13 protein-coding genes are annotated in these 17,697 nt (G+C 40.2%); 1 reads left to right on the forward strand and 12 read right to left on the reverse strand.

Features of this window, described 5'->3' with window-relative positions:
• Window positions 1-2: 2 nt before the first annotated feature.
• From pstC to cdaA, 12 genes are all read right to left on the reverse strand, one after another.
• On the reverse strand, window positions 3-920 hold the full coding sequence (gene pstC / locus Q9Q35_RS06380; RefSeq protein ID WP_304652634.1) for a phosphate ABC transporter permease subunit PstC: 918 nt from the start codon (window positions 918-920) through the stop codon (window positions 3-5).
• Window positions 907-1,800: a phosphate ABC transporter substrate-binding protein gene (locus Q9Q35_RS06385; protein ID WP_304652635.1), complete on the reverse strand. Its 894-nt coding sequence runs from the start codon at window positions 1,798-1,800 to the stop codon at window positions 907-909. Before Q9Q35_RS06385 ends, pstC begins: the two co-directional genes overlap by 14 nt.
• 191 nt (window positions 1,801-1,991) lie before the next feature.
• Window positions 1,992-3,812, reverse strand: coding sequence for a glycoside hydrolase family 13 protein (locus tag Q9Q35_RS06390; RefSeq protein ID WP_304652636.1), 1,821 nt, complete (start codon window positions 3,810-3,812; stop codon window positions 1,992-1,994).
• The gene (locus tag Q9Q35_RS06395) at window positions 3,796-6,228 is read right to left on the reverse strand and encodes a glycogen/starch/alpha-glucan phosphorylase (RefSeq protein ID WP_304652637.1); all 2,433 of its coding nucleotides are present in this window, start codon (window positions 6,226-6,228) and stop codon (window positions 3,796-3,798) included. Before Q9Q35_RS06395 ends, Q9Q35_RS06390 begins: the two co-directional genes overlap by 17 nt.
• A gap of 45 nt (window positions 6,229-6,273) precedes the next feature.
• The gene (glgA, locus tag Q9Q35_RS06400; RefSeq protein WP_304652638.1) at window positions 6,274-7,707 is read right to left on the reverse strand and encodes a glycogen synthase GlgA; all 1,434 of its coding nucleotides are present in this window, start codon (window positions 7,705-7,707) and stop codon (window positions 6,274-6,276) included.
• Complete coding sequence (gene glgD / locus Q9Q35_RS06405; protein WP_304652639.1) at window positions 7,707-8,858, reverse strand: glucose-1-phosphate adenylyltransferase subunit GlgD; 1,152 nt, start codon at window positions 8,856-8,858, stop codon at window positions 7,707-7,709. The genes glgA and glgD overlap by 1 nt, the downstream gene beginning before the upstream one ends.
• Window positions 8,848-9,990 carry a glucose-1-phosphate adenylyltransferase gene (locus Q9Q35_RS06410; protein ID WP_304652640.1) on the reverse strand — a complete coding sequence of 381 codons (1,143 nt, stop codon included), beginning with the start codon at window positions 9,988-9,990 and terminating at the stop codon, window positions 8,848-8,850. The genes glgD and Q9Q35_RS06410 overlap by 11 nt, the downstream gene beginning before the upstream one ends.
• Entirely contained in the window at window positions 9,990-11,999 is a 2,010-nt protein-coding gene (gene glgB / locus Q9Q35_RS06415) for a 1,4-alpha-glucan branching protein GlgB (protein WP_304652641.1), read from the reverse strand. The genes Q9Q35_RS06410 and glgB overlap by 1 nt, the downstream gene beginning before the upstream one ends.
• Before the next feature lie 310 nt (window positions 12,000-12,309).
• Window positions 12,310-12,618, reverse strand: a complete 309-nt coding sequence (locus Q9Q35_RS06420; protein WP_304652642.1) for a hypothetical protein — start codon at window positions 12,616-12,618, stop codon at window positions 12,310-12,312.
• A 636-nt stretch (window positions 12,619-13,254) separates the two neighbouring features.
• Window positions 13,255-14,613, reverse strand: coding sequence for a phosphoglucosamine mutase (glmM, locus tag Q9Q35_RS06425; RefSeq protein ID WP_304652643.1), 1,359 nt, complete (start codon window positions 14,611-14,613; stop codon window positions 13,255-13,257).
• A gap of 31 nt (window positions 14,614-14,644) precedes the next feature.
• Entirely contained in the window at window positions 14,645-15,793 is a 1,149-nt protein-coding gene (locus Q9Q35_RS06430; RefSeq protein ID WP_304652644.1) for a YbbR-like domain-containing protein, read from the reverse strand.
• Complete coding sequence (gene cdaA, locus Q9Q35_RS06435) at window positions 15,790-16,635, reverse strand: diadenylate cyclase CdaA (protein WP_304652645.1); 846 nt, start codon at window positions 16,633-16,635, stop codon at window positions 15,790-15,792. Before cdaA ends, Q9Q35_RS06430 begins: the two co-directional genes overlap by 4 nt.
• Window positions 16,636-16,807: 172 nt before the next feature.
• Here cdaA and Q9Q35_RS06440 point away from each other — a divergent pair, with 172 nt between their 5' ends.
• A complete protein-coding gene (locus Q9Q35_RS06440) occupies window positions 16,808-17,488 on the forward strand; it encodes a DUF1361 domain-containing protein (RefSeq protein WP_304652646.1) in 681 nt (226 codons plus the stop codon).
• Window positions 17,489-17,697 lie beyond the last annotated feature (209 nt).

Below are 17,697 nucleotides of genomic sequence, written 5' to 3' on the forward strand. Positions count from 1 at the left end.
GATTACATCTTTCCTTTCCGACTGATAAAGCGCACTGCAATGTTGAAGATAAGTGACATCAACAAGAGGACTAATGCTAATGACCATAAAGCATTATTGGAGACAGTTCCCATGACCGTATTACCGATCCCCATCGTCAAGACACTGGTCAAGGTCGAAGCAGGAGCCAATAAACTTTCTGGTAACAAGGTCGCATTACCGATAACCATTTGGACGGCTAAAGCCTCACCAAAAGCTCGTGCCATCCCAAAGACGATCGCAGTCATGATCCCAGGCAAAGCCGCACGTAATAAAACGCGATAGATCGTTTGCCATTCAGTTGCCCCTAAAGCTAAAGAAGCTGATTTGTAATACTTAGGTACAGCACGCAAACTGTCGACTGTCATCGAAGTGATCGTTGGCAAGACCATCACAAAGAGCACAAACGAACCAGATAAGATACCGTAACCTGAACCACCAAAATGATCACGCACAAAAGGAACAACGACCGTCAATCCGATAAAACCGTAAACAACCGACGGGATCCCAACTAATAATTCGATGACACTTTGCATGAACTTTTGACTTCGTTTAGACGAAAGTTCTGTCATGTAAAGAGCTGTCCCGATCGCAAATGGGGTCGCAAACAGCGCAGCCAATAAGGTCACCCCAAAAGACCCTAAGATCATTGGCAAAGCCCCAACTAGTGGCCGGCCATTTGATCCATTAGCTCCAGGATTCCATTCACTTCCCGTTAAAAATTCCACTAAGCTAGCTTTATTTTGCGTAAAAGTCGCGATCCCCTTCGAAGCAACAAATAAAAAGATCGCTAACACAACTCCGACGATCAAGAAAATACTGGCATAACTCAGTGTTTTACCAACGAAATCTTGACGCGTCTCCTTGGACGGCTTTAAAATTTTTTCTCTAATTGGATCCATCTTGTTTCACCTCATCTGTGATAATTGGTGTTACTTGGTTATTAGCATCTTTTTGTACTTTCATCTCATTGATCGGAATGTAACCTAATGCTGTCACCAAATTCTTTTGCACGACATCTGAGTACATATAATCTAAAAACTGTTTTGTCATTTTATCCGGTTTGCCCTTAGTATACATATGTTCGTACGCCCAGATCTTCCAAGAATTATCTTTGACATTTTTAGCAGTTGGTTTGACCCCGTCCACTTTTAGCGCCGTCATATCCTTATTGATATATGAAAATGATAAATAACTGATCGCTCCAGGAGTACTTGCGACCATCCGTTGCACAGTTCCATTTGATTCTTGTTCTTGAGATTTCAACATTTTGTGTCCCTGCATCACGTTATTCTCAAAAGCAACACGTGTCCCACTACCTTGGGCACGATTGATGACCATGATTTTTTGATCTTTCCCCCCTAATTGTTTCCAGTTCGTATATTTACCGGTAAAGATGCCACGTAATTGCGACATTGTTACTTGTTTTACGCCGCTATCTTTATTGACAACTGGCGCTAGCCCTAAAACTGCTACAGTATGATCGACTAGTTCTTTAGGTTTGATCCCGGGTAATTCCCGAGCAAATACATCTGAATTACCGATCGTGACTGCCCCGGCTTGAACTTGACTCAAACCTGTACCTGAACCGCCACCTTGGACTGTGATACTTACATCACTGTGATCACGTTGATATTCTTCAGCTGCCATTTCTACCATTGGCTGCAAGGCTGTTGAACCAACGATCGTAATATTTTGTTTATCACTCTTTTGTCCTGCACAGCCCGCAAGAAAAAGAACTGCCATAAAGAGCATCACAAAACTAACAATTGCTTTTTTCATCCTAATTTCTCCTAAAATATTAGAGTTAATTACACCTTTAATTCTATGCCTTTTTTGTAAAAACATGTAGGTCGTTATGTAAAGATTATGTAAAAAAATAATAGTATTCAACACATAGATCGCACTATAAAAAACACCTCGATCACAAAAAAATAGTGTCTAGAAGAGCACTCCTCTAAACACTATTTTGCCTAACAATTATCAGATGTTAACATGATACTCTCAAACGGTCCAAATTCTTTACCATTAGCCTTAGTCATCATTGCCCGCAGATTCCATTCATCATGAAATTGTTGTAATTTATCAGCATAAAATTCATTTGGTTTTTCACTGGCATTCAACAGATAGACTACCTCGCGCCCAGCTTGATAACGCCCGACTCCAAAGAAACCTTCACCAGCTAACAAAGTCAATTCTCCTTTGGTCAAAACAGGTTCAGCTTGACGTTTAGCCGTCAATGAGCGCACATGTTCCAAAAGATCGTGATCTTCACGTCCCCAAGGATAAAAGCGTCTATTATCTGGATCAGTTCCACCAGGCAAACCAGCCTCATCACCATAATAGATACATGGTACCCCTGGGAACATGAAAAGTAGTTCAAAAGCGCGTTTTACTTTGGTCATATCGCCACCCAAAGCGGTCAAGACCCGCTTTGTATCATGAGTCCCGATATTATTGAGCGAATTTAGATAAAAGTCCAGTGGATAATTTTCCCGTAATTTCATCATCTCTTTAGCGATCGTCTCAGCAGAACGTTTTTGCTCCAACAGATCTAAGATCGCTTCGCGCAAAGGATAGTTCATGACACCATCTAACTCGTCTCCCTTGACATAGTGGCGACGTTGACTATAAGCAACTTTATTAGAAGCATCTTCCCAAACTTCACCTAACAACAAGCGATCACGATAACCGTCTAAATTCTTACGGATCTTAGCAATAAATGGATCAGGTAACTCATCGGCGACATCTAATCGCCAACCATCGACGCCTAATTGATTCCATTTAGCTAAAACACTGTTTTTTTCACCGTAGATGAACTGTTGAAATTGGGGATTGTTCTTATCTACAACTGGGAGATCTACATTGCCCCACCAACAACGGTACTTGTCAGGATAGCGTTCAAAACTAAACCACGGATAATACTCACTATTCTTATCTTGCGCAGCTCCAACGTGTTCACCGTAGTTGCCGTTAAAGTTAAAATACTTACTGTTACGCCCCACATGTGAGAAGACTCCATCTAAGATCAAATGGATCCCAGCTTTATGCAACTTAGTCAATAATTCTTTAAATACTTTTTCATTGCCCAACATCGGATCTATCTTGAAATAATCACTAGTATCATAGCGGTGATTACTTGTAGCTTCAAAGATCGGATTTAAATAAATGATCGAGATACCTAATTTTTTTAGATACGGGATCTTTTTGATGATCCCTTTGAGATTTCCACCATAGAAATCCCAGCGGGCAATACTGCCGTCGTGATTTCTAATGTACATCGGATCATCTTGGATCGTTGCATAGATAAAGGTATCCCGCTTTTTACCTTCGATATAACCATCTAGATTTCCGTTATAAAAACGGTCCGGAAAGATCTGATAACAGATCCCATTTTGATACCATTCAGGTGCATTGACCGTTTTGTCATAGCAAGTCAGTTGGTAAGAATTATTTTCCAATATTTCGCTACTTTCAGTCAACTGTCCCTGTCCACCGCCATTAGCACAGTAATAGCGCACAAGTTCATGTTCATTTTGCCGGATCACCAGTTTGAAATAATAGAAATACAATCCGCTTTTTTGCGGGATGTAAGTTGCATAATAACGCCCTGAACTCTTATTTTCCATTCCGACGATCTCCGGGATCAACTTTCCATCGGCGTAGACGTAAAGTTCAACACTGGTAACATCAACGTCATAAGCCTCAAGCATGAATTCTACTGGTCGATCGACTTTGATAGCTCCAAACGGTTTTTTATACTTTTCTTGCCACGAATCAAAGTGGATATACATCTTTTGCTTTTCCCTTCATTTCATTTGAGTTTGGTTTGATATCCCAAATCTCTTTAGCATATTTTTCAACTGTATCATCAGCTGAGAAATAGCCTGCATTGGCAATATTTACCAAACACATCTTGTTCCAGTTTTGCTTATCTTTGTAAGCTTCACTGACAGCTTCTTGAGCTTGGACATAGGAAGCAAAATCACGTAAAACAAAGTATTCATCATTGACCCGCAATAAGGAATCATAGATCTCATGTCCTTCAACTTCAATATTTGGGATCGTCCCATCAACGAAAGCATCCAAGACACGTTTGATGACCGGATCACTATTGTAGTATTCGGTAGCATGGTAGTGATGATTCTTCTCATATTCTAAAACTTCATCTTTTGTCAAACCAAAGATAAAGATGTTATCTTCACCAACATAGTCTTTGATCTCAATGTTAGCTCCATCTAAGGTCGCTACTGTCAAAGCACCATTCAACATCAATTTCATATTAGAGGTCCCTGAGGCTTCCTTAGTTGCAGTTGAGATCTGCTCGCCAACATCAGCAGCTGGAATGATCTTTTCTGCCAATGAAACACCGTAGTTTTCCAAGAAGACGACCTTTAACTTGTCATTGATCGTCTTATCATTATTGATCATATTGGCAACTTCATTGATACACTTGATGATCGCTTTAGCGTAGTGGTAACTTGGTGCAGCTTTAGCTCCAAAAATAAATACCCGTGGTTCAACATCGCGATTTGGATCATCTTTAAGATCTAGATACAATTTAACGATGTGTAACAAGTTGAGTAATTGCCGTTTGTAGGCATGAAGTCGCTTGATCTGAACATCAAAGATCGCATGTGGGGAAACTTCGATCCCTGTATCTTCCTTGATAAAGGTTGCTAGCTTTTTCTTATTATCCAGTTTAGCTTTACCGATCTTTTCTAGTAACTTCTTATCGCCAACATGATTTTTTAGCTCATGTAATTTCTTAGCATCAAACCGCCAAGCCGTTCCGATAGCTCGATCGATCGTCTTAGATAGTTCAGGGTTTGCTACTTGGAGCCAACGCCGAACTGTGATCCCATTTGTCTTATTATTGAAACGTTCAGGGTACAATTCGTAGAAATCACGTAAAACATCATTCTCCAACAGCTCTGTATGCAACTTAGCTACACCATTAGTGCTATGTGAACCAATAATTGCTAAATGAGCCATCTTGACCATGCCGTCTTTGATGATCCGTGTCCGTTCGATGAAGTCATGATCTTTTTTACCTTCAAGTTCTAAAGCATAGCGACGATCGATCTCTTGAATGATCTGCAAGATACGTGGTTGTACTGTTGCTAACATTTCAACAGGCCATTTTTCCAAAGCTTCAGCCATGATCGTGTGATTAGTATAACTCATCGTCTTGACTGTTTGTTGCCAAGCTTCATCCCAATCCATATGCTCTTTATCGAGCAAGATCCGCATAAATTCAGCCACACACATAGCTGGGTGTGTATCATTGATATGGATCGCAATATGTTCACTGATCTCATTTAACGGACGATCATATTTCTTATAGTGCCGGATGATACTTTGGATCCCAGCTGATGTAAAGAAATATTCTTGCTTTAAGCGTAAAATACGTCCTTCATAGTTCGAATCATCAGGATAAAGCACTGAGGTCAGATCTTCGACCCGACGACGGTCCTCGATCGTTGGATATTTAACTTCTTCAGAAGCTGGGATCTGAGCATCCCAAAGCCGCATCGTATTAACGTGATCGTTGCGATAACCAACGATCCCCGTGTCATAAGGCACAGCCTTGATCACATCAGCCCCTTCATAGATCGCTTCTAAATATTTACCATTATCGATCAAGTGAACTTGACCACCCATCAAAACATCGACTGCCTTACTTTCACGTGCGACAGCCCAATTATTACCGTCAGTCAGCCATTCATTTGGTAACTCGATCTGGTAACCATCAACAAATTTTTGCTTGAACAAACCATATTTGTAGCGGATACCATTCCCATTACCCGGTAACCCATCTGAAGCTAAAGCGTCCATAAAGCAAGAAGCTAAACGGCCTAAGCCCCCATTTCCAAGTGCCATATCAACTTCAGACTCCGAGATCTTATCCAAGCTGAGTCCCATTTGCTTTAAGCCCTTATCGACCACATCATACCAACCCATGTTCAAAAGATTGTTCTTTAATAACCGACCTGGTAAAAATTCGATCGAAAAATAATAAACTTGCTTTTGGTCATTTTTGACATAACTCTTCCATGTATTGCGCCAAATTTCGGAGTAACCGGATTTGACCACTGAGACTAAAGTCTGATACAACTCGATCGGAGCAGCATCTTTGACATCCAAAGCAAACTTCTCTGCCAACCGCTTCTTAAACTCGCGTACAAAACGCTCCTGTGTGATTTTCATTAAGTATCCTCCCTTATAAACCGATAGCTGACAAACTCCTTATGACTATCTTAAAATCTGTGTATACAAATCTAAATAATTTTGACTTGCACTATCCCAACTAAAATCTGATTCCATTGCAATACGCATCATCTTTTGCCAAACCTTTTGTTGATCATTGTAAACGCTAAGCGCCAACTTGATCTCTTCCATCATCCAAAATGAAGAGAATTCCTCAAAACCAAAGCCGGTCCCGATCTGTTCAATTGGATTGTAAGCCCACACACTATCACGTAACCCACCGATCTGGTGAACGATCGGCAAAGTACCGTAGCGCATAGAGATCAATTGTGATAATCCACAAGGTTCAAAAGCAGATGGCATCAAGAACATGTCACAGCCAGCATAGATCTGCTGAGCTAAATTAACATCAAAGTCGATGCTGACGCTACATTTATCTGGATAACGTCCCGCAAAATAAGTAAAGTCATGCTCAAAATTCTCATATCCGGTGCCCAATAAGACAAATTGGACGTCAAATTGCATCAAATTTGCCATCTCTTGGACCACTAACTGAAAGCCCTTTTGATAGGTCAAACGACTGACGACCCCGATCAACGGAACATCTTTTCTGACTGGCAAACCAAATTTCTTTTGCAAAGCTACCTTATTTTTAGCTTTGCCCTTTAAATTCTTATGATCGAATTTATACGGTAATGCTTTATCAGTCTTAGGATCAAATGTATCATAATCGATCCCGTTCAAGATACCTGAAAGCTTGTAATCGACCATCCGTAAAACTTCATCTAAGCCACATCCAAATTCAGGCGTCTGGATCTCAGCAGCATAAGTAGGACTGACTGTATTGACCCGATCGGCGTAAAAAATACCGGCTTTCATAAAGTTCACAGCTGTACCCATTTGGATCGTTCCATCATCATAGCGTTTAGTCGACATGCCAAAGAGTTCAGGCAAGACTTCACGCCCGTACTGCCCTTGAAATTCAAGGTTATGGATCGTAAGCACAGTTGCAATGTGGCTGAAAGCTTCGATCCAACCGTATTTTTCCCGTAACAAGAAAGGAATAAAGGCAGTATGATAGTCATTGACATGTAAGATGTCAGGAATATAATTGATCCGCTCCATCAATTCGATCACGGCTTGTTGGAAAAAGGCAAAGCGTTCGCCATCATCATAATAGCCGTAAAGATCAGGACGATCAAAATAATACTTGTTATCTAAGAAATAATATTCAACACCGTCTAATTCTAAAACTTTGACACCACAATACTCATTGCGCCAACCAACAGCAACATAAAAATTAAAGAGATCAGTCAACTGTGACTGATATTTTTCTGGCATTTTTGTGTAAAAAGGTAAAACGACTTTAACTTCATTTCCCTTTTTAGCCATGCTCTTGGGTAACGCCCCAGCAACATCACCGAGGCCTCCCGTTTTAAAAAATGGTGCGCATTCCGCTGCGGTAAATAAGATCTTCACTAGTTTTCGCCCCCATAGATATCTGCCACAATATGACTATCCTTTGTGATCACAACTGGATTTTCAGGTGTCCCTTGAATGGTGACGCCAGCTTCTACTTCAACGTTTTTATCTAAGATCGCATATTGCAACTTAGCCCCGCGTCTGATCTGAGCATTACTCATGATCACAGAATCTTTGACACGAGCACCCTCTTCGATCGTAGTCCGCCGCGAGATCAAACTGCGATCAACTTTACCTTTGATGACACAGCCAGTCGCAAACTGACTAGAGTTGACATCAGAAGAATCATAAAAGTGGGTCGCTACTTCGTTTTTAGTCCGAGTGATCACACGTTGACTGGAGAACAACAAAGTGTTGAAATGCTCTGGGTCAAGCATATCCATATTGGCGTCATAGTAGCTCTTGATGTCATAAATGTTGCTCAAGTAACCCGTATATTCGTAAGCACGTGTGTTGGTCCGTGTCATTTCACGGTTCAATAATTCTTGCACACTTGCTGGCACACCTGCATTTTGTCCTTTGTGTAAAAGATCGATCAACCAATCAGTTTTGACTAAAAAGATGCTCATCGATAAGTTGTAAAGGTCAGCAGTTTCATCAAGTTCGCTGAAAATATCCGTTTGCTTAACTCTATTATCGTCTTCGAGCGTCAAAATGCAATCATCAGGTGCTATTTTTTCTTTAGGTACCCGTTTAAAGACGACTGTTATCTTGCTATCACTGGCTTGATGAACATCCAAGATCGAACGTAAGTCAACATTACATAACATCTTATTGCCAAAGAAAACCGTATATTCTGACTTTGATTTCTTCAAAAAGCCGATCATATCGCTAAAATATGGCTTGCCTTCAGCTTTTTTACGTAAGATATCTTGATAAAAACCAAGATATTGGTAACTCCCGATGCTATCCAAGCCCCATTCACGACCGCCACCTAAATGATCAAAAACTGACTTAAAACGCCCTTCATTTAAGATCATATAAACTGTTCTGATATTGGCATTGACAGCACTTGATAATGCAAAGTCCATGATCCGATATTTACAATCAAAATAAAGTGTAGAGAGTGGGCGATTTGCCGTTAATGGCAATAACCCGTTATATTCATGCTCATTACCTAAAATCGCACACATCTTATTAGCCTTCATTAATTGTCACCCCTAATACTTCTGAATTGCCTACTACTGCGATCTCATCTGTTCCATCGATCACAGCACCATCACCAATAATTGCATTTTCACCGATGATCGCCCGGTTGATAATTACGTTTTTACCGATCGAAGCGCCCGTCATCACAACACTATCCTTCACGACTGAGCCTTCTTTGACTTGTACATTTGCTGCTAAAATACTGTGTTCGATCCTACCTGAGATAAAGCAACCATCCACGATCATTGAATTTTTTACGCGTGCAGTGTTAGTAATAAATTGTGGTGGTGCGATCGGATTTTTCGAATAGATCGGCCACGTTTTATCGCGCACATTCAGATCGCCTTCATTATCGATAAATTCCATATTCGTTGTCCATAAAGAATCGATCGTCCCAACATCTTTCCAGTAACCAGAGAAGTGATAAGCCTGCACATTATCCCCACTCTTAATGTAAAATGGAATAACATTTTTACCAAAATCATACATATCAACGTCTTTTTTGAAACTATTCAATAAAACATCGCGCAAACGAGTCCAAGTAAAGATATAGATCCCCATTGAAGCGTGATTACTCTTTGGCTTTTCTGGCTTTTCTTCAAATTCAATGATCCGATCATTTTCGTCGGTATTCATGATCCCAAAACGACTAGCCTCATCCCAAGGAACGTCGATCACGGCCACACTAAGAGCAGCATTGCTCTTAGTGTGTTTAGCTAGCATATCCTCATAATCCATCTTGTAGATGTGATCACCTGAGAGAACTAAAAGATACTCTGGATCCATTGAATCAATATAGTCGATATTTTGGTAGATAGCATGTGAGGTACCTTCAAACCACTTAGAACCCTCATTATTTGAATAAGGTTGCAAGATCGTGACCCCAGAATCCAAACGATCCAAGCCCCAACTGGCACCATTACCGATATGATTATTTAAAATAAGCGGTTGATACTGTGTTACGACCCCAATATTTTTGATCCCTGAATTGACACAGTTACTTAAAGTAAAATCGATGATACGGTACCGTCCCCCAAACGGTACAGCGGGTTTAGCGATATTTTGCGTTAATTTCCCTAGTCTGGTACCCTTACCACCAGCTAAGATCATTGCTAACATTTCGTTTTTCATTATTTTTTCGGACGCTTCTCCTGACGCCCTTTACCTCCCTTAGCTTGTTGTTTTTGCTTTTTAGTGACTGCTTTTGCTTTAACTTTCTTTGTTTTTTTAGGTTCGAGATATTTCTTGTTGACGTAACGTAAATTCACATCTTCTGGTTTTAAGATCACGACACCTAGAGCTGGAACGGTCAAGCTGATCACTTGATCATAGTTCTTAAAGACTTTTTCTTTAGTTTTAGCCAATGGATTATGCTTGGTCCAAGTCCCACCAAATTCTTCCATTTCAGTATTCCAAACTTCGCGATAACTTCCTGGATAAGGTACGCCGATCTCGAAGTTTTGCTGCTCGATCGTAGTGAGATTCATGACCACCACTAAGAAATCTTTCTTCCGCTTACCATGACGGATAAAACTCAAGATGGTCGCCGTTTTGTTATTAGCATCGATCACTTCTAAACTCTCTTCTTTATCCTCTAATTCCCATAGCGCGCGGTGTTCACGATAAAATTCATTGAGTTTAGCTGTAAAATACTGCATTTTCTTATTCAGTTCGTCATTTAAACTGTCCCAAGTCAAACCTTCGTAGTAGCGCCATTCGATGAATTGACCAAATTCGCCCCCCATAAAGAGTAATTTTTTCCCGGGGTGTGTTATTTGATAAGTGAGTAAATTTCTAAGTTGGGCAAATTGCTTGTAGCGATCTGCGCCCCACATTTTGTGCAATAGGCTCTTCTTACCATGAACGACTTCATCATGGGATAATGGCAAAATATAATTCTCCGATAAGCGATACATCCAAGAAAAGGTCAACATGTCTAAGTGATCTCCTCTAAAGAGTGGATCCATTTGATAAAAGTTCAAGACGTCATTCATCCAGCCCATATTCCACTTGTAGTCAAAGCCTAATGAATCTTCTTCTAACATGCCCGTCACTTTTGTCCCAGCTGAACTTTCTTCAGCGATCAAGATCACTTTAGGATGAGCAAACTTGACTTCTTTGTTCAGTTTGCGCAAAAAGTGCCAGCCCTCTAAGTTTCGGGTTCCACCATAAATATTTGGTTTCCAAGGACCTTCATCATAATCCAAATAGATCATATTGGAGACCGCATCGACCCGTAAACCATCCAAATGGAATTTTTCGATCCAGAAAAAGGCACTTGAAAGTAAGAAAGATTGAACTTCAGGTTTACCCAAGTCAAAGTTTTGCGAACCCCAACCGATATTTTTAGCTCGATCAGGATCTTCATATTCAAAAGTCGGAGTACCATCGTAATATGGTAAGGTATCATCATTGATACAAAAATGACCTGGGACCCAATCCACGATCACCCCAATATTTTCTTTATGACACGCATCAACGAACGCTTGAAATTCTTCAGGGGTCCCATAGGCTGAACTGACCGCAAAATACCCGATCAATTGATATCCCCAAGAAGCACCTAAAGGATGTTCCATCAAAGGCATAAATTCAACATGGGTGTAATTCATTTTCTTTAAGTATGGGATCAATTCTTTTGTCAGATCACCGATCGTATACAAAGTACCATCGGCATGTGACTTCCATGAACCCGGATGGATCTCATAAATGTTCATTGGACGTTCAAAGTAATTCGAACGTTTATGACGTCCGCGCCATAAACCATCATGCCATTTATATTCTGGAATATCGTAGATGATCGAAGCATCATTTGGACGCTCTTCAAAGCGAAAGGCGAAAGGATCGATCTTGTACACGACACGTCCATCATGTTGTTTGACTTTAAATTTGTACATTTGGCCACGTTTAGCATTTGGAGCCACCACACTCCAAATCCCATGATCTCCCAACTTCATTGGTAAGTCTTCTTCCCAATCATTAAACTCACCAACTAGCCAAATTTGTTGAGCTTTTGGGGCCCACACGCGAAAAACATATCCCGCTTTTGTAGCTGGATGTGCCCCCAAAAAAGCTTGAGCATGAAAATTTTCACCTCGGGCAAACGTTTCCATTTCCTGAGACAAATCAAAACCAGCGGTCATTTCTCTTTCCTCCTTATCAAAATAATTAACACATATCCTATATACATAATAACATATCAATGTAAAAAACATTAGAAATATACCCTGTATTTTTAACAAAAAAATATATAATATCCTGTTGATACATTTAAAAATATCCGTATTTTCACAAGGGTTTTCGTTTGATACTTACTTCTTCAAGGTGTATAATTAAATTTTAAGAATTAATTAAGTTTTTAGTTAACATTTTGCTAATATATAAAATATTAAAGATAAAATAAAAACCAGAGTTTTGAGGACCTTATCTCTTGACTCTGGTTTTTATATATAATTATGCAATATGATTTTCCCGCAAGATCGTATTTACGACTTCTTGCATTTCGGGTGTTTTGACCCATTCCTCAAAATGATCAAAATCTTCGGCTGGCATTTCAAAATTTTCGTTGATATATTTTTCGTACTTGATCAAACTACTTGAACGCGGGATATTCAGTTGTAAGATCCTGACATTCTCAATAAATCCCCGTACAGCAGCTAACTCAGCCCGACCGTTCTGTGGGATATTGGAGATCTCGTAATATTTAGTGCCATCTTTACGCGTGATCTCTTCGATCAAATTCAAAGTTTCATTACTTTTCATATAATGGCGTCCTCCTTTTTATCAAAAGTCCCATTCATTATACACAAAAACCGCTGTAGCTTCTAGTAAGACTACAGCGGTGGCATAAGAGAGAAAGAGAATTGATTAGAAGGTAATTAATCATACCTTACACTCTCACGATACACCTTTTTGAAAGCGGTGTCAAACTTTAACCCTCAAACTTTTAAATTTTTATTGTCCTTCAAAAAATCCCTACTCAAGTCAGCTTATCCATATTATAATAAATCTATAGTTCTAATGCTTTAGACTTCGCTAGTCTAAACGTTTTAGTAATAGATAAAGAAAGGATTCGCTATTTAAGCTAACGCAAATAGCCTGGCTACTATTCATGATCAATCGTACTCAATTTAAAGCAAGCCTTTACTTAGGATTCTTCATTTCGCTTATTCGTCTAGTTTTTTTACTCTTAGATCAAACAAAAGGCACTAAAGCTGAACTTCAAACTATGTTAGTATTGTTTCACACCAATGCTTGGTTTGTTCCGATCTTATTTGCCCTACTTTATTTTTTCATCGTAACTAGCTGTATCTACTTGGCATTTAGGATCGTAAATTACATAATCAATTTATTTAGATAAGATATCAAAAAAGCAGGTGTACACCTGCTTTTTTGACACTATTCTTCGATACCCATTTCCGCCTTAACGACATCTACGATCTGCATTACGTAGTCGTGTACCAATTCTTTAGTTGGCGCTTCTGCCATTACACGCAAGAGATCTTCTGTACCACTAGGCCGAACTAAGACGCGTCCTTCATTTCCCATTTGTTCTTCAACTTGGGCAATAACATCCTTGATAGCCTGATTTTCAAGGGCTAACTTCTTGTCTGTCACACAAACATTGACCAATTCTTGTGGGTAAGTCGTCACTTCAGCAGCCAACTCTGAAAGTGGCTTACCAGTTTGTTTGATCACATTCAATAATTGAAGTGCTGTCAACATCCCATCACCTGTCGTATTGAAATCCAAGAAGACTACGTGGCCTGATTGTTCACCACCAACATTGTAGCCACTCTTACGCATTTCTTCGACCACATAACGGTCACCGACCTTAGTCTTGACAGAATTCAATTCATGTTGTTCCATTGCCTTATATAGACCAATGTTACTCATGACAGTCGTTACGATCGTATCTTTCTTCAAGCGACCACGTTCACTCATATATTTTCCACAAATATACATGATCTTGTCACCATCAATGATATTTCCCAATTCATCGACTGCAATACAGCGATCGCCATCACCATCAAATGCCACCCCAACTTGAGCTTTAGTTTCCAAAACAAATTTAGCTAAAGCTTCAGGATGAGTAGATCCTACACCCGCATTGATATTTAGACCATCTGGACTTGTAGCCATCGTTTCAAATTCGGCTCCAAGGTCAGCAAACAAACGTGAAACTAAAGCACTAGTTGCACCATTAGCCCCATCAACTGCGATCCGCATCCCACTAAGGTCATCAGGGATCGTTTGCTCCAAGAATTGCGTATACTTCAATGCACCTTCACGATAATTATTCAAAGTTCCTAAGCCTTCAGCTGCTGGACGAGGTAAGATATCTTCATCTTTTTCAAGTAACGCTTCGATCTCTTCTTCTTGATCATCAGATAACTTATAACCATCGCCCCCGAAAAACTTGATCCCATTATCTTGCACTGGATTATGCGAAGCAGAGATCATAACACCTGCATCAGCGGCTTGTAACCGAACTAAGTAAGCAACACCTGGAGTTGTGATCACACCAAGTGAAAAGACTTCGATCCCGACTGAAAGAAGACCAGCGATCAATGCCTGTTCTAACATTTGACCCGAGATCCGGGTATCACGTGCAACTAAGACCCGTGGTGGTTGTTCGCTATTTTTAGCATGTTGCGTCAAAACATAGCCCCCACAGCGTCCTAATTTAAATGCCAATTCTGGTGTTAATGTTTGATTTGCAATTCCTCTGACACCATCAGTCCCAAAATATTTCATCTTAAATCCTCATTTCTTTATATACTCATTTTTAATTAGTAGTTTGATCACTTGAAACTTCTGAACTACTTGTTGCACTGGAAGTTTCAGGCGTATCATTTTTTTGCTCATCTATTGAACTTTGCTGACTTGAACTTGTGCTTTCCGCCGCTTTACTTGAACTCGAACTCGTCGATAGTGCCTTTTCAAACATATCTTCAGCTTGCTCATCACCAACTGTTATTTGAACAACGATCGAAGCTGGCGTAACACTAGCCACTCCTGCTTGGGTCGGGCTCAAGCTGACCGTTTTAGTCGTTGATTCATTGACCCCAGTAACTGAGACTGGAACTCGCAAGCTATTTATCTTATTCAAAGCGCTCTTAGTGCCCCGCAATTTGATCGTCTTAGTTTCAGTTGAAAGCTGATACGTTTTGCCAGGAACGCCATTATTCTCGGTCACTAGTTCTAATTTAACTTCTTTAGTTGCGGTTGCTTGGCTGATCGGTAAATTGACTTTGACCGTTTCTGGCGATAAGCTGACGGGCAAAGGATGCCCTTCTTTATCTAACGCCTGTAATAAAACGGTCCGGCCATAATCACCATGACTATTTTCAGGTAAATTGAGATTAGCTACCACACTATCTAGCTTATTGATATCAGCTTTAGCCCCAGTCACATCGACTGTTTGGGTGCTTAGTGATGGGCTTCCCGCCACGTAACCATTTTGGATCAAGCCGGTATCATATCTGACCTGGATCGGCATCTTGACCATCTTTTTAGGTGCGATCTTGACTTTGATCTTTTCAGGTGACAAAGCTACACTCAATTCTTTATTGAAACCACTTGTCTTTAATTTAACGGTGTGCGTACCTGATTTTAGATCCGATAGATCGGCGTAGACTTCAAAATTACGGGTATTGTCCAATGTTGTGACCAGCGCACTAGGTCCTGAAATATCAACTTTGACTTGTTCAGGATAACCTGTAACGTAATACTTACTATTGTCAACGTTTAATGTCAACGGAACTTTAAGCGATAACGTCTTAGTCGTCGTCAATTTCGAATCAGCAACTTCTTTATCTGAGACTCGCGTTGTCCCTAGCCTTTGATAGCTAACATAGAAAAATAAGAGCAGTGCAAAAAACAGCGAGAGCAACCGATACATATTTTTAGTACCTAAAATTTTGTCAAATTTCAATGTTTTTGCCCCCTCTTACCAAAGATCTCAGTAAAAAAGCGCGCAACAGCATTTGTTTTTTCTTCTTGTGTTGGTACTAATTCATTATACAAGAGTTTACGATAATCTTGTTGCGTTAGATCACGGATCAATTCATTATTTTTAGTGATCGTCACACCCCCAGTTTCTTCGGATACAACGATCGTCAAAGCATCCGTCACTTCACTGATACCAACAGCTGCTCGGTGCCTTGTACCTAATTCCTTTGGGATCAAATTACTTTCAGATAAAGGTAAGTAAGCCGCAGCAACGGCGATCCGATTATCTTTAATGATAACAGCCCCATCGTGTAACGGAGTATTAGGGATAAAGATATTGATCAATAATGCCCCACTGACATCCGCATCCAGTGGGATCCCGGTTTCGATATAATCATCTAACCCTGTATTCATTTGTATTGTGATCAAGGCCCCTATCCGCCGTTTTGACATGTATTGGATCGCTTGATCAAGCGCATCGACCAATTTTATCTCGGCTTCATTTTCTTTCCTATTATAATTGGTAAATAATGATCCACGGCCTATATGCTCTAAACCTCGCCTGATCTCGGGCTGGAAGATCACGATGATCGCGATGATCCCCCAATTGATCACTTGGTCCATGATCCAAGAAACAGTCTCAAGTCCGATATACCAACTCGCTAACTTGATCAAAATGATAACTACGATCCCGCGAAAAAGTTGAACCGCTTTGGTTCCACGTAAGAGCATCATCAGCATATAGATCACATACCAAACGACCAGAACATCTAGTAAACTAACTAAATTCTGCCATGAAAATAGATTGCTCCAATCAATAGACATAATTTCCCCCCTCTGCTACATTTCAACAATTTGTATTATAGCATGGATCACAAACTTTAGGGCAGGGAATACTTACTCACCCAATAATTAAGATTTCGCTAAATCGAGTCAAAGATTACTCATCGTCCCTGATTTTTGCTACAATAGAGGGCAATAATGGCAGGTGATTTTTATGACAAAAAAATTGACTTGGATCGTTAGGATCGCGTTTTGGCTATACATGCTCTATGTTTACTTGACCGTTTATCGGCAAGGGTCGTTTTACAGCTTTCTTTTGCTAAATACATTTCTCGGCTATATTCCGATCGAGATCGCCATGCATATGCACAAAACACAGCCTAAATTGATCTACTGGGGGTTATTTTTACTGTGGCTTTTATTTTATCCCAATGCCCCTTATGTGATCACCGATCTTTTTCACTTAGCGCGAATGGATCCGTATAATCCCACTAATGGATTAATGAGCTTTGATCTTCACATGTGGCTCAATTTTACCAATCTAGTCGCCAGTGCTTTTGGTTGTGCGCTGATGGGAATGTGGAGTTTGGAACATGTCGCCCAAACGCTTCAAGCCCGTTTCAAATTACGGGGCTGGATCCCGCGCACATCGCTTGCTTTGATCTTGACTTTAGCCGCTTCGATCGGGATCTATGTGGGGCGTTTCTTACGACTTCACACAGCCTATCTTTTTATCGAGCCTGATGCCGTCATCAAGCAACTTATTGCGATGTGGAACCCACGCATGTTGATCTTTGTGACCTTTATGACGATCATTCAACTCATTATTTGGGCTGCGATCGCTATTGGTCGCCAGTTGATCAACCAATATGACAGTCAAAATAAGCTTCTCTGACATAAATCGTGCGATCAAATGCAGTCAGTGCTATATAGATAACAAAAGGCCCATCACGATGCAAGCTCATGGCTATAATGCCCTCTAAGTATACAGATGAAATAGAAAATTCATCTTATACTTGGAGGGTATTTTATATGTCTAGGAAATCAAAATACAGTGCAGAACAAAAATTAGCTATACTAAATGAACTAACTCGTTCTAATATC

It is taken from the genome of uncultured Ligilactobacillus sp. (assembly GCF_948826705.1).
Lineage (GTDB): Bacteria > Bacillota > Bacilli > Lactobacillales > Lactobacillaceae > Ligilactobacillus.

Coding starts and splice junctions, on each gene's coding strand:
- pstC (WP_304652634.1), bottom strand. CDS start 920: ATGGATCCAATTAGAGAAAAAATTTTAAAGCCGTCCAAGGAGACGCGT.
- Q9Q35_RS06385 (WP_304652635.1), bottom strand. CDS start 1,800: ATGAAAAAAGCAATTGTTAGTTTTGTGATGCTCTTTATGGCAGTTCTT.
- Q9Q35_RS06390 (WP_304652636.1), bottom strand. CDS start 3,812: ATGTATATCCACTTTGATTCGTGGCAAGAAAAGTATAAAAAACCGTTT.
- Q9Q35_RS06395 (WP_304652637.1), bottom strand. CDS start 6,228: ATGAAAATCACACAGGAGCGTTTTGTACGCGAGTTTAAGAAGCGGTTG.
- glgD (WP_304652639.1), bottom strand. CDS start 8,858: ATGAAGGCTAATAAGATGTGTGCGATTTTAGGTAATGAGCATGAATAT.
- Q9Q35_RS06410 (WP_304652640.1), bottom strand. CDS start 9,990: ATGAAAAACGAAATGTTAGCAATGATCTTAGCTGGTGGTAAGGGTACC.
- glgB (WP_304652641.1), bottom strand. CDS start 11,999: ATGACCGCTGGTTTTGATTTGTCTCAGGAAATGGAAACGTTTGCCCGA.
- Q9Q35_RS06420 (WP_304652642.1), bottom strand. CDS start 12,618: ATGAAAAGTAATGAAACTTTGAATTTGATCGAAGAGATCACGCGTAAA.
- glmM (WP_304652643.1), bottom strand. CDS start 14,613: ATGAAATATTTTGGGACTGATGGTGTCAGAGGAATTGCAAATCAAACA.
- cdaA (WP_304652645.1), bottom strand. CDS start 16,635: ATGTCTATTGATTGGAGCAATCTATTTTCATGGCAGAATTTAGTTAGT.
- Q9Q35_RS06440 (WP_304652646.1), top strand. CDS start 16,808: ATGACAAAAAAATTGACTTGGATCGTTAGGATCGCGTTTTGGCTATAC.